Below are 13,028 nucleotides of genomic sequence, written 5' to 3'. Positions count from 1 at the left end.
CATGAAACTCATCGTACACGCCGTGGGCCGTATGAAGTCCGGCCCCGAGAAGGAGCTTGGCGACCGCTATTACGAGCGGTTCGCCCGCAGCGGCCCTGCCGTCGGCCTCGAATTCGGCGGCATCACCGAAATTCCCGAAGGGCGCGGCCAGACCGTGGACGAGCGCCAGCGCGAGGAAGGCCATAAGCTGCTTGCCCATGCCAGACAGCCGGGGGGCCTGGCGGGAGGGCAGGCCGGCGCCGCGCTTTTGCTGCTCGACGAGCGAGGAAAAAGCTTTTCGTCGGAAGAACTCGCCCGGCGCATTGGTGCCAAGCGCGACAATGGCCGCAAGGCGCTGGTCGTCGCGATCGGCGGCCCGGACGGCCACAGCGAGGCGTTGCGCAACGAGGCGGAACTGATCGTCTCCTTCGGCGCGCTGACATGGCCGCATCAGCTGGTGCGCGTCATGCTGGGCGAACAGCTCTACCGTATAGCCACCATCCTTGCCGGACACCCCTATCATCGCTCCTGAGAATCACGGCAGATGAGGCGGCTTCGCCCGGATTTTCGCCCCATTCTGCCGTCACCAGCAGAGCCGGGCGCAGGCCGGACTGCGAAACCCGCAAACATGGTTGATGATTCGTTAACGATGCCGCCGCTACTGTCGCTCCCGCATGGATGAGCGCTCGAGACCGCAACCGGGGCCGCATGGTGCCCGCCATCTGCTGGCAGCGCTGACGCTGCTGGCATCCTGCGCTTTTGGCCACGCCGCGCCGGAGGATGCCGCGCAGGAAGCGCCTGAAATCGATGCGAAACGCAGCGAATACGAACAGGTGACGAAGGAAATCAGCCTGTCTTCCGAGCGGCTGGCAAAGCTCGCCGCCGACATCGCTTCCGTGCGCAAGGATTACGCCTCGATCACCGCAGCGCTCATCCAGTCGGCCAAGACCGAGCAGAAGCTGGGCCAGGATATCGAGGATATCGGCACCAAGCTGGAAGACCTGAAGATGCAGGATGCGCGCATCCGCGCTTCGCTGGCCGAGCGGGCCGATGTGCTGGCCGAGGTGCTTGGCGCCCTGCAGCGCATGGGCATCAATCCGCCGCCGGCCATACTGGTCCGGCCGGAAGATGCGCTGGCCTCGGTGCGCAGCGCCATTCTTCTGGGGGCCGTGGTTCCCGAATTGCGCCACGAGACCGAAAAGCTGATGGCGGACCTGAAGGAGCATTCGCGCGTCACCGCCTCCATCGAGGCCGAGCGCGCGCGGCTGACGGCCTCCGTGACCGAGCAATTGGCCGAAAAGCAGCGGCTGAACATGCTTCTGGAAGCGCGCCGGAAGTTCCAGGCCGAAACGCAGGCCGCGATCGAGGCCGAGCAGCAGAACGCGCAGGAACTGGCGGCAAAGGCCCGCAGCCTGAAGGAGCTGGTCGAATCACTCGACAGGCAGGCGAAACGCAGGGCCGAGGAGGAGGCGCGCATCGCTGCTTTGCCTGTTCCGGATGCCAATCGCCTGCTGGAGCGCATTCCATTCCGCTCGCTGCAGGGGCAGATCGCACTGCCGGTGACAGGTCAGGTAAAGCGCCGCTTCGGCGCCAATGACGGTAACGGCTCAGTGATGCAGGGCGACATGGTTGCGACACAATCGGGCGCCATCGTCACGGCCCCGGTCGACGGGGAAATACTGTATGCGGGGCCGTTCCGTTCATATGGACAACTCTTGATCCTCGATGCCGGCGGCGGCTATCATGTCGTTCTGGCGGGGATGAACAGACTGACCGTCGCGTCGGGCCAGTCCGTTCTCGCGGGCGAGCCGATTGGCGCGATGGGTGAAGCAAGGGTGGCAAGCACCTCTGCGACACAGGATGCGAAAGCCACGCGGGAGCTCTATGTCGAGTTCCGCAAGGATGGTAAACCCGTTGACCCGACCCCCTGGTGGGCGGACCGTGTTTCTGGAAGGACGTGAAATGATGCGGAAACTCTCGCTCCTGTTTGCCGGTGCGCTGATGGGCGCTTCCGCCATGAGCCTTGTCTATGGCGTTCCGGGAACGGCGGCGAATGCCGCCGGCGCGGAAACCTACAAGCAACTCGCCATCTTCGGCGACATCTTCGAGCGCGTGCGCGCCCAGTATGTGACGCCGCCCGACGACAAGGCACTGGTCGAGAACGCCATCAACGGCATGCTTACCTCGCTCGACCCGCATTCCTCCTTCATGAACGCGGAAGCCGCGCAGGACATGCGCGTGCAGACCAAGGGTGAGTTCGGCGGTCTCGGCATCGAGGTCACCATGGAAAACGACCTCGTCAAGGTGATCAGCCCGATGGACGACACGCCCGCCGCCAAGGCCGGCGTGCTGGCCGGCGACTTCATCGCCAAGATCGACGGCGAGGAAGTGCGCGGCCTGACCCTCAATGACGCCGTGCAGAAGATGCGCGGACCAGTGTCCACCCCGATCACGCTGACGATCCTGCGCGAGGGCGCCGACAAGCCGCTCGAAATAAAGATCGTGCGCGACATCATCAAGGTGCAGGCGGTGAAGTTCCGCGCCGAGGACGATGTCGGCTACATCAAGATCACCTCCTTCACCGAGAAGACCTATGACGACCTCGAGGCCGCCATTGCCTCGATCAAAAAGGACATCCCGAAGGACAAGCTCAAGGGCTATGTGCTCGACCTGCGCCTCAATCCGGGTGGCCTGCTCGATCAGGCGGTGAGCGTTTCCGACGCCTTCCTCGACCGTGGCGAGATCGTTTCGACCCGTGGCCGCGATCCCAAGGACGTGACCCGCTTCGATGCCAAGCCCGGCGATTCGATCGACGGCAAGCCGGTCGTGGTGCTCATCAATGGCGGTTCGGCCAGCGCCTCGGAAATCGTTGCTGGCGCGCTTCAGGATCTGCGCCGCGCCACCGTTGTCGGCACCCAGTCCTTCGGCAAGGGATCGGTGCAGACCATCATTCCGCTCGGCGAGAATGGCGCGCTCCGGCTGACCACGGCGCTCTATTACACGCCGTCGGGCAAGTCGATCCAGGGCAAGGGCATCGCGCCCGACATCAAGGTTGACCAGCCGTTGCCGCCGGAATTGCAGGGCCGCGACCTGACCCGTGGCGAATCGGACCTCAAGGGCCACATCAAGGGCGCCGATGAAGAGGATGCCGGTTCAGGCTCCGTCGCCTATGTGCCGCCGGAAGCCAAGGACGACATCCAGCTCAACTACGCGCTGGACCTGCTGCGGGGCAAGAAGACCGATCCGGCCTTCCCGCCGAACCCCGACAAGGCCGTCCTCAACCAGTAGGAGCGCCGGCAGTAGGGCCGGGCGGCTTCGCGGACCTGTTCATCCGCGCCATGCAATGTCATCCTGCCGGAACCGCGAGGTTCCGGCAGTTTTGATTCAGGTTTGATTCGGGGGGATGCCGCTTGCCAGATCAGAAGGACATCGACCGGCCGCTCGGGCAGGGGCAGAAACCGCGCGCCGGCGACGATTTCCGAGGCGCTGGCCGGTTCCGCATTCCGGCGGGCAGCGTGCTGGTCGGGCTGGCGGCACTGGTGGTGGTGGGCGCCTCGGCCATGATCGCATTGCGCGAGCAGCCCTTCCGCCAGCCCGAAGTGGTCGCCGTGCCCGAAAATCCGGTTCCGAACGCGCAGCCGCCCCGCACCGAAACACAGGTTACGAGGCAGCCGGGCGGGGCGCAGATCATCCGCGTGCAGCCCCGTGCCGGGGAGGGGGGCACAGCGGAGGGCGGCGGCATTGTCGTGCGCGATCCTTCCGCCCTGCAACAGGATCTGCGGGTCGCCCATCTGCCGGACCGGGCATTGGTGGAGGACAGCGAAACCGGCCCGCTGCCGCAACGCGCGGCGGACGGCAGGCGGCCCTTCGACGTCTATGCGCGGCCATGGTCCGGCGCGCGAGGCGCGCGTGTCGCCATCATCATCGGCGGTCTCGCCGTCTCGCAGACCGGCACGCAGACAGCCATCGCAAAGCTGCCGGCGGAGGTGACGCTGGCTTTCGCCTCGGGGGGCAATTCGGTCGGCCGCTGGATGCAGGAAGGACGCCGCAAGGGGCACGAAATCGTCCTGCAGTTGCCGATGGAGCCGTTCGACTATCCCAATGTCGATCCGGGCCGCAACACGCTGACCGTGGATGCCGCCCCAGACGACAATCTGCAAGCCATGCGCCGCGTGCTGTCGCGCACGACCAATTACACCACGGTGATGAACTATATGGGCGCGCGCTTTACCGCCGACGAGCAGGCACTTGGCCCCGTCATGCGCGAACTGGCCGCGCGCGGTCTCGGCTATCTCGACGACGGCTCTTCCGCCCGCAGCCGCGCGCCGGAGCTTGCCGCGCAGGAACGCATGCCGCTCGCGATTGCCGATACCCAGATCGATGCCGTGCAGGATCGCACCGCGATCCTGAAGAAGCTCGACGAGCTGGAGGCCACCGCCCGGGCCAAGGGCAGCGCCATCGGCATCGGCTCGGCTTTCGACCTGACGGTTGACGCCGTGGCCGCATGGGTCGATGAAGCGAAGATGCGCGGCATCGAGATCGTGCCCGTTTCCGCCGTCGCCAACGATCCGGAGAAACGCTGAGCATGTCGCCCGAAAGTGGGAACCGGTTTCGGGACAGCGACATGCGTAAAAAAGGAATTTGAAGCGCAGGGAGCGAATCGGAAAGATCGCGACACGCTTTAAGCCCGGAGAAAGGCCGCACCATGCCGAAGAAAAAGCTCGTCGATCCCGAAACCCTGCCATACCGCCCCTGTGTGGGCGTCATGGTGCTCAACAGCCGGGGGCTGGTGTGGGCCGGGCACCGGCTCCCTGAGCCCGATGACGAAACCACCGGCTCCGACATGCTGTGGCAGATGCCGCAGGGCGGCATCGACAAGGGCGAGGAGCCGCTGGCGGCGGCGCACCGCGAACTGTTCGAGGAAACCGGCATGAAGAGCGTCTCGCTGCTGGCCGAGGCTCCGGACTGGTTCCGCTACGACCTGCCGCCCGAACTGGTCGGGCTCGCCTTCAAGGGGCGCTATCGCGGGCAGATGCAGCGCTGGTTCGCCTTCCGCTTCGAGGGCGATGAAAGCGAGATCCGCATCAATCCGCCGCCGGCAGGAAACACTGCCGAATTCGACCGCTGGGACTGGCTTCCCATGGTCAGGCTGCCCGAGCTGATCGTGCCCTTCAAGCGCAGGGTCTATGAGGATGTGGTGAGCGCCTTCCGCCATCTGGAGCAGCGGGCGTTCTGACGAACGCAGCCCCGCTGCTCCAGTATGTTTTGCCTGGCCGCATTTGTGCCACGTCAGACGATTCCGTCTGACTGCAAAATGCTCTGGCCGCATAATCATTCCCGTATCCCCGGATGAAGGCCGGAAACCGACAGGTTTTCGGCCTTTTTGGTGAATGCAGCATTTCCGTGCGGAATCGATACTGCACGGCCTTTCTGATCGAATGATCCGCTAATATGATGCATATATTCGCAAGGAATGTGCGCATGATCGGTGTTACAAGCATTTAAGTGCGCTGTCGGCGCATATTTGCGAAAGAATACCGGGTGGAAGACATGAATCAGGTTCCGCGTGGATACAAGGCCGTTGCGACCGATCCGGCGGCCGATGCCGGCTCCGTCCTGACCATCGATCTCGGCGCAATCCGTGAGAATTATCGCCGCCTGAAGGCGAGGCTCGGCAACAGGAAATGTGCTGGCGTCGTCAAGGCTGACGGCTATGGGCTGGGCGCGGACCGTGTCGCCCGCGCCCTGATGCAGGAGGGCTGCGATACCTTCTTCGTGGCCCATGTCGGCGAAGGCATTGCATTGCGCGCCGCCATCGGCACCGGCCCCGCCATCTATGTGCTGAACGGGCTGCCTCCCGGTGCGGAGGCCGATGCGGTTGCCGCAGGCCTGATCGCCGTGCTCAACAGCACCGAACAGCTTGGCGCATGGCGTGAAGCCGCCAAAGCCGCAGGACATTCCCTGCCGGCGGCTCTTCAGGTCGACAGCGGCATGTCGCGGCTCGGCATGTTGCCACGGGAAGTCGAGGCGGTTGCAGCCGATCCAAAGGCGCTGGAGGGCATCGACCTCAGGCTGGTGATGAGCCATCTCGCCTGCGCCGACGAGCCGCATCATCCGGCCAATGAGGCGCAGCGCCGGGAATTCGACCGCCTGCGCGCCATGCTGCCGGACGCGCCTGCCTCGCTTGCCAATTCGTCCGGGATTTTCCTTGGCGAAGGCTATCATCACCAGATCGCGCGGCCGGGTGCGGCTCTCTACGGCATCAACCCGACGCCGGGTGCGGAAAATCCGATGCTGCCGGTGATCCGCCTTCAGTCCAAGGTGATCCAGACGCGCACGGTGGAGCAGGGGGCCGGGATCGGCTACGGCCACACGGCAACCGCCGCTGGCGTGCAGTGCCTCGCCACGATTTCGCTCGGCTATGCCGATGGCTGGCACCGCTGCGCGGCATCCGCCGCCCGCTTCAACAGTATCGAACTGCCTTTTATCGGTCGGGTGTCCATGGACTCGATCATCCTCGACATTTCCACCCTGCCGGAAGGCGCGCTGCGGCCCGGCGATCTGGTGGACATAATCGATGCCGACCAGACCATCGACGATGTGGCCGGCTCCTACGGCACCATCGCCTACGAGGTGCTCACCAGCCTCGGCCACCGTTTCCATCGCATTTATGTCGGCGCGTGATCCAGCCGGGCCACAGATTTTTCGGGAGTAGAGCATGAAAGTACTGGTCCTCGGCAGCGGCGTCATCGGCGTTACCACAGCGTATTTCCTCAGTGAGGCCGGCCATGACGTGACGGTCATCGACCGTCAGAGCGGTCCGGCGCTGGAAACCTCCTTCGCCAATGCGGGCGAGGTTTCGCCCGGCTATTCGTCACCATGGGCAGGGCCGGGTGTGCCGGTCAAGGCGCTGAAATGGCTGACCATGAAGCATGGGCCGCTGGTGCTGAAGCCGACGCTCGACTGGCACATGTATGCCTGGATGATGAAGATGCTGCGCAATTGCACCGATGCGCGCTACGCACTCAACAAGTCGCGCATGGTGCCGATCGCAGAATACAGTCGCGATGTTTTGAAGGATCTGCGCTCGCGCACCAACATCGCCTATGATGAACGCATGCAGGGCACGCTCCAGCTGTTCCGCACCCAGAAGCAGCTCGACGGCATCGGTGGCGATGTCGAGGTGCTGAAGCAGACCGGCGTTCCCTTCGAGGTGCTCGACCCCGAAGGCTGCATCGCCGTCGAACCCGGCCTCGGCAATGTGCGCGGCAAGTTCGTCGGCGGCCTGCGCCTGCCCGGCGACGAGACCGGCGACTGCCAGATGTTCACCGAAAGGCTGGCGGAAATCGCGACCGCAGCCGGTGTGAAGTTCGAATATGGCGTTTCCATCACCGGCATCGAGACGTCCGGCGGGAAGATCACCGGCGTCAACACCAGCGCCGGCAAGCGCAGCGCCGACAGCTATGTCATGGCGCTGGGCTCGTATTCGCCGATCTGGATGCGCAAGCTTGGCCAGCCGATCCCGGTCTATCCGGTCAAGGGCTATTCGATCACCGTGCCGATCGTCGATGCGTCACGCGCCCCGGAATCGACCGTGATGGACGAGACCTACAAGATCGCCATCACCCGTCTCGGCGACCGCATCCGCGTCGGCGGCACGGCGGAGATTTCCGGCTACAATCTCAATCTGAGCGATGCCCGCCGCGATACGCTGGTGCATTCGGTGACCGACCTGTTCCCCGGTGCGGGCGACATCAGCCAGGCGACCTTCTGGACCGGGCAGCGGCCGATGACCCCGGATGGACCGCCGATCATCGGTGCCTCGAAATACGCCAATCTCTACCTCAACACCGGCCACGGAACGCTGGGCTGGACCATGGCCTGCGGCTCGGCGCGGGTGCTGGCCGACATCATGTCCGGCCGCAAGCCCGACATCGACGCCAGCGCGCTGGGACCCCAGCGCTACGCGGCCTGATCCAGCAGGCCCACCTCAGAATCTGAACGCCCTCGCATGATGACAATCGCGGGGGCGTTTCTGCATGAATTTGTGGTCCGTCCGATCTTTGGACGTAAAAATCGTATGGGGAAGGCGCGTTAGCCGCGCAGTCTGGAACCATGAGCGTTCATCCAGCCCGCCAGAGAATCCAGCGTGCTCTGCAATGTCATGGCAAGCTCCGTTACTTCGTATTCCACACGCGGCGGCATCTCCGGATATATCGTTCTCACCACCAACCCCCGCTTTTCGAACAATCGCAGCTGACGGGTCAGCTCTTTTTGCGTGATGGGCGCCACGGCGCGCTGCAATTCGCCAAACCGGATAGGGCCGGCGGTCACGATCAGCCGGTAGAGGATCGGAATTGCCCATTTTCCCGAAACCAGATTGACGAAGTCGACCATCGGGCAGCGCTGGACGGAGTGACCCGGCTGTTCTGTTGCCCGGCTTTCGCGAATTGAATCACTCATCTCGATTTCTCTTCAGTACCGTTTTGGTGCCTACTATCATTAGGGTACCAAGCATGGCAATTCCTCTTTCCCGACAGAGAAAGGACGAACCATGTCACGATTGAAGGATAAATATGCGCTGATAACAGGCGGAACGAGCGGGATCGGGCTGGAAACGGCCCGCCAGTTTCTGGAAGAAGGCGCGACGGTCGCCATCACAGGAAGGAGCTCCGCCGGGCTTGAGCAGGCAGGTCGCGAACTCGGGTCCTCGGTGCACCTCATTCGCAACGATTCCGGCGACATCGCCGGACAAGCGAATCTGCGCAACGAGTTGGAGCGGAGGTGGCCGAGGCTGGATGTTCTCTACATCAATGCCGGAGATGTCACCCACCGCCCTATGGGCGAATGGGATGAGGCGACCTATGACCGGATCATGGCGATCAATCTGAAGGGGCCGTTCTTCCTGATCCAGAACCTTCTGCCGCTGATGCCCAATCCATCGTCGATCATCCTGTGCGGCTCTGTCAGCGCGCATATCGGCTTGCCGCAAAGCAGCATCTATGCTGCCAGCAAGGCGGGGTTGGCATCGCTGGCGCGAACCCTGTCCGGTGAGCTGATCTCACGTGGTATCCGCGTCAACGGCCTGATTCCGGGCCCGACTGAAACACCGGCTCTGGCGAAATTGGGCTTACCGCCCAAAGGGGAGCAGGCACTACGGCAGGAAATCCGCGACCTTGTTCCTGTCGGGCGCATGGGAAAGCCGTGGGAGCTGGCCCGCGCGGCCGTCTTCCTCGCATCAGACGAGTCCGGTTTTGTCGTCGGATCGGAATTGCTGGTCGACGGCGGCGTGGGCAATCTCTGAGCGGGGTGCCGATTGTCGATGCGTCACGCGCACCGGAATCGACCGTGATGGACGAGACCTACAAGATCGCCATCACCCGTCTCGGCGACCGCATCCGCGTCGGCGGCACGGCGGAGATTTCCGGCTACAATCTCAATCTGAGCGATGCCCGCCGCGATACGCTGGTGCATTCGGTGACCGACCTGTTCCCCGGTGCGGGCGACATCAGCCAAGCGACCTTCTGGACCGGGCAGCGGCCGATGACCCCGGATGGACCGCCGATCATCGGTGCCTCGAAATACGCCAATCTCTACCTCAACACCGGCCACGGAACGCTGGGCTGGACCATGGCCTGCGGCTCGGCGCGGGTGCTGGCCGACATCATGTCCGGCCGCAAGCCCGATATCGACGCCAGCGCGCTGGGACCCCAGCGCTACGCGGCCTGATTCACGGGAAACAGGACTGTTGAAATGCCCGGTCTCAGCCGGGCATTTTCATTCGCGGCGTCGTTGGCGGTCAGTCGGCCGACTTGAAGTTCAGCGCTATGCCGTTGATGCAGTAGCGCAGGCCGGTTGGCGGCGGGCCGTCCGGAAAGACGTGGCCGAGATGGCTGCCGCAGGTAGCGCAGTGCACTTCGGTGCGCAGCATGCCGTGGCTGCGGTCGGTGGTGGTGCCGACCGAACCCGGAACAGGATCGTTGAAGCTCGGCCAGCCCGTGCCGCTCTCGAATTTCAGGTTGGCCTCGAACAGTTTCGCATCACAGCCCGCGCAATGGAAGGCGCCGGCACGGTGCTCATGCAGCAGCGCGCAGCTTCCCGGCCGCTCCGTGGCGTGCTGGCGCATGACCGCATATTGTTCCGGCGAAAGCAGCGCGCGCCATTCGGCATCGCTGCGGGTGACGGGGTAGGTGGTGGTTTCCATGAAAATCTCCTGCCGTCGCGGTTCGCTTCATCGATCAGCGCGCTTGTCCTGACGCAATTCCGAACGCAAACCGCTTTGCACTTCTGCTGGAATTTCTCTTAAAGATAGGACCGCGTGGCCGGTCTGACCAGCCGCATCAATGCACGGCGCGGCCAAGCTGCTTTGTCGCCGCTTCCAGCCCGGCCAGCGTGAGCGGGTACATGCGCTGCCCGAACAACTCCTGGATAAGGCCGATCGAATAGGTGTAGCCCCAGTGCTTTTCGGCCGTGGGGTTGAGCCACACGGCGTTTGGCCACTGGGCGAGCGCGCGTTGCAGCCACACCGCCCCGGCTTCCGGGTTCCAGTGCTCGACCGAGCCGCCCGGATGGCTGATCTCGTAAGGACTCATCGCGGCGTCGCCAACAAAGATTGCCTTGTAGTCGGAACCGTATTTGTGGAGCACGTCGAAGGTCGGGATCACTTCGGCATGGCGGCGGCGATTGTCCTTCCACACGCCTTCGTAGAGGCAGTTGTGGAAGTAGAAATATTCGAGCTGCCTGAATTCCGTGCGGGCGGCCGAAAACAGTTCCTCGACCACTTTGATGTGGTCGTCCATCGAGCCGCCGACGTCGAAGAACATCAGAAGCTTCACCGCGTTGCGACGCTCCGGCCGGGTTTTCACGTCGAGATAACCATGCTCGGCGGTGGAGTGGATGGTGCCCGGCAGGTCGAGCTCCTCGGCCGCTCCGTCGCGCACCCAGCGGCGCAGGCGCTTCAGGGCGACCTTGATGTTGCGGGTTCCCAGTTCCACCGAATCGTCGAGATTGCGGAATTCGCGCTTGTCCCAGACCTTCACGGCGCGCCGGTGGCGGCTTTCGTGCTGGCCGATGCGGATGCCTTCGGGATTGTAGCCATAGGCGCCGAAGGGCGAGGTGCCGGCGGTGCCGATCCATTTCGAGCCGCCCTGATGGCGGCCCTTCTGCTCTTCCAGCCGCTCTCTCAGCGTCTCCATCAGCTTCTCGAAGCCGCCGAGTGCTTCCACAAGCCGCTTTTCCTCTTCGGAGAGATGCTTTTCGGCCAGCCGCCGCAGCCATTCCTCCGGCATATCGGTAACATCGATGCCGCCTTCGCCGGAAACCGCCTCGACGCCGCGGAAGACATGCGAAAACACCTGATCGAAGCGGTCGATATGGCGCTCGTCCTTCACCAGCGCGGCGCGCGCCAGATAGTAAAAACCCTCGACATCGTAGTCGACCAGTCCCACGTCCATGCCTTCCAGAAGCGACAGATATTCCCGGAGCGAGACGGGAATTTTTGCGGCCTTCAGTTCGAGGAAGAAGGGAATGAACATGCCGGCTTTGTAGCGTTTTTCACTGCATTGTAAAATGGCGGCAAGGCATGCCCCTTACAGCCGGTATTTGAGGAAACCCGTGTTTGTCGCCACCCGGTCATAGAGCCGGCGGGCCGTGGCGTTGCTCTCATGGGTCAGCCAGTAGACCTCGCCTGCCTGTGCTTCTTCGGCGGCCCTGCGCACCGCTTCGATCAGCGCAGCACCCACCCCGCCGCCGCGCACGGCCGGATCGACGAACAGGTCCTGCAGATAGCATTTGTCGGCCAGAGACCAGCCCGACCGGTGATACATGTAGTGGGTCAGGCCCACCGCCTTGCCATCTGCCAGCGCGAGAAAACCTTTCGGCTCATATATGCCGGGCGAAAACAGCCGCTCCCATGTGGCCGCATAGACCTCCTGCGGCAGCTCGGTCTCGTAGAATTCCAGATAGGCGCGCCACAGCCGGCGCCAGTCGTCGTGGTCGCCCTGCTGCAGCGGCCTGATGGTGATGTCGGTCATGCTCTTCTCCCTTTGCCGGGCCAGCCTAAACGGGCGGGAGGGTCCGTGCCATGGTGCAGGAGCGGGCTGTCGCCTGCGCCATGGAGAGCCCGCGCCTTCCCTTATGCGCCGGCTTTGTGTAAAGCGAAGGCCAGCAACTCCCGCAACGACACTACGGGCACAAGCCATGGACAAATTCACTCAGCTCACCGGCGTTGCAGCGCCCCTGCCGATCGTCAATGTCGACACCGACATGATCATCCCCAAGGATTATCTGAAGACGATCAAGCGCACCGGCCTCGGCAAGGGGCTGTTCGCCGAGATGCGCTACAATGAGGATGGTTCGGAAAACCCCGATTTCGTGCTCAACAAGCCGGCCTACCGCAACGCCCAGATCCTTGTCGCCGGCGACAATTTCGGCTGTGGTTCGAGCCGCGAGCATGCGCCGTGGGCGCTGCTCGACTTCGGCATCCGCTGCGTCATCTCGACCTCGTTCGCCGATATTTTCTACAACAACTGCTTCAAGAACGGCGTTCTGCCGATCACGGTCAGCCAGGAAGATCTCGACAAGCTGATGGACGACGCCTCGCGCGGCGCCAATGCCACGTTGTCGATCGATCTCGAAACCAAGGAAATCCGCGGGCCGGACGGTGGCGTGATCACCTTCGATCTTGACGATTTCCGGCGTCATTGCATGCTCAATGGCCTCGACGACATCGGCCTAACGATGGAGAAGGCAAGCTCCATCAGCACCTTCGAGCAGAAGAACGCCGAAACACGCCCCTGGGCCTGACAGGCTGGGCCTGACAGTCTGGGCCAATCCGGCCAGTCAACGGGATGCGCGCCGCAAGGTTCGCATCCCGTTTTTGTCAGGGGATTGAAATTCGCCGCCCGGTGATGTGGACACTGCGGCGCCAGCTTCCTAGAGCGACGGATGCCCGGATAAATCCGGGCTGTCGCTCTATCTATTTGTTTTAGCCGCATTTATGCGACGTCAAGTGATTCCACTTGACTGCAAAATGCTCTAGTTTTGCATGC

The 13,028-nt window shown here is 63.4% G+C and carries 13 protein-coding genes and 1 pseudogene; 10 read left to right on the top strand and 4 right to left on the bottom strand.

Features of this window, described 5'->3' with window-relative positions:
• Position 1 precedes the first annotated feature (1 nt).
• From rlmH to MIC97_RS10400, 7 genes are all read left to right on the top strand, one after another.
• A complete protein-coding gene (gene rlmH, locus MIC97_RS10430; RefSeq protein WP_239799958.1) occupies positions 2 to 511 on the top strand; it encodes a 23S rRNA (pseudouridine(1915)-N(3))-methyltransferase RlmH in 510 nt (169 codons plus the stop codon).
• 142 nt (positions 512 to 653) lie between these two features.
• Positions 654 to 1,940: a murein hydrolase activator EnvC gene (locus MIC97_RS10425; RefSeq protein WP_239799957.1), complete on the top strand. Its 1,287-nt coding sequence runs from the start codon at positions 654 to 656 to the stop codon at positions 1,938 to 1,940.
• A 1-nt stretch (position 1,941) separates the two neighbouring features.
• Complete coding sequence (locus tag MIC97_RS10420; protein ID WP_239799956.1) at positions 1,942 to 3,267, top strand: S41 family peptidase; 1,326 nt, start codon at positions 1,942 to 1,944, stop codon at positions 3,265 to 3,267.
• Between the two features lie 122 nt (positions 3,268 to 3,389).
• Positions 3,390 to 4,562: a divergent polysaccharide deacetylase family protein gene (locus MIC97_RS10415; protein ID WP_239799955.1), complete on the top strand. Its 1,173-nt coding sequence runs from the start codon at positions 3,390 to 3,392 to the stop codon at positions 4,560 to 4,562.
• A gap of 122 nt (positions 4,563 to 4,684) precedes the next feature.
• Positions 4,685 to 5,215, top strand: coding sequence for an RNA pyrophosphohydrolase (locus MIC97_RS10410; RefSeq protein ID WP_239799954.1), 531 nt, complete (start codon positions 4,685 to 4,687; stop codon positions 5,213 to 5,215).
• A 314-nt stretch (positions 5,216 to 5,529) separates the two neighbouring features.
• Entirely contained in the window at positions 5,530 to 6,663 is a 1,134-nt protein-coding gene (gene alr / locus MIC97_RS10405) for an alanine racemase (protein ID WP_239799953.1), read from the top strand.
• Positions 6,664 to 6,697: 34 nt separating this feature from the next.
• A complete protein-coding gene (locus tag MIC97_RS10400) occupies positions 6,698 to 7,954 on the top strand; it encodes a D-amino acid dehydrogenase (protein ID WP_239799952.1) in 1,257 nt (418 codons plus the stop codon).
• Between the two features lie 119 nt (positions 7,955 to 8,073).
• Here MIC97_RS10400 and MIC97_RS10395 read toward each other — a convergent pair whose 3' ends face one another.
• Entirely contained in the window at positions 8,074 to 8,442 is a 369-nt protein-coding gene (locus MIC97_RS10395) for a helix-turn-helix domain-containing protein (RefSeq protein ID WP_239799951.1), read from the bottom strand.
• Between the two features lie 91 nt (positions 8,443 to 8,533).
• Between MIC97_RS10395 and MIC97_RS10390 the strand changes: the two genes are divergently transcribed.
• Positions 8,534 to 9,283, top strand: a complete 750-nt coding sequence (locus MIC97_RS10390) for an SDR family oxidoreductase (RefSeq protein ID WP_239799950.1) — start codon at positions 8,534 to 8,536, stop codon at positions 9,281 to 9,283.
• Positions 9,268 to 9,708 (top strand): annotated as a pseudogene (locus tag MIC97_RS10385) (FAD-dependent oxidoreductase); the annotation flags it as partial. The gene MIC97_RS10390 and the pseudogene MIC97_RS10385, both read left to right, overlap by 16 nt.
• Before the next feature lie 70 nt (positions 9,709 to 9,778).
• On the opposite strand, the gene msrB reads toward MIC97_RS10385, so the two are convergent.
• The 3 genes from msrB to MIC97_RS10370 form a co-directional block, all read right to left on the bottom strand.
• Positions 9,779 to 10,183 (bottom strand): peptide-methionine (R)-S-oxide reductase MsrB, encoded by a 405-nt coding sequence (gene msrB / locus MIC97_RS10380; protein WP_183825430.1) that lies wholly within the window; start codon positions 10,181 to 10,183, stop codon positions 9,779 to 9,781.
• 136 nt (positions 10,184 to 10,319) lie between these two features.
• On the bottom strand, positions 10,320 to 11,513 hold the full coding sequence (locus tag MIC97_RS10375; RefSeq protein WP_239799949.1) for a VWA domain-containing protein: 1,194 nt from the start codon (positions 11,511 to 11,513) through the stop codon (positions 10,320 to 10,322).
• Between the two features lie 54 nt (positions 11,514 to 11,567).
• Positions 11,568 to 12,011 carry a GNAT family N-acetyltransferase gene (locus MIC97_RS10370; RefSeq protein WP_239799948.1) on the bottom strand — a complete coding sequence of 148 codons (444 nt, stop codon included), beginning with the start codon at positions 12,009 to 12,011 and terminating at the stop codon, positions 11,568 to 11,570.
• A gap of 166 nt (positions 12,012 to 12,177) precedes the next feature.
• On the opposite strand from MIC97_RS10370, the gene leuD reads away from it, so the two are divergent.
• A complete protein-coding gene (gene leuD, locus MIC97_RS10365; protein WP_239799947.1) occupies positions 12,178 to 12,783 on the top strand; it encodes a 3-isopropylmalate dehydratase small subunit in 606 nt (201 codons plus the stop codon).
• Positions 12,784 to 13,028: the final 245 nt, after the last annotated feature.

Source organism: Aquamicrobium sp. NLF2-7, from assembly GCF_022359935.1.
GTDB classification, from domain to species: Bacteria; Pseudomonadota; Alphaproteobacteria; order Rhizobiales; family Rhizobiaceae; genus Mesorhizobium; species Mesorhizobium lusatiense.
The sequence above is the reverse complement of the archived record's forward strand: the minus strand, read 5'-3'. Positions and strand labels throughout refer to the sequence as shown.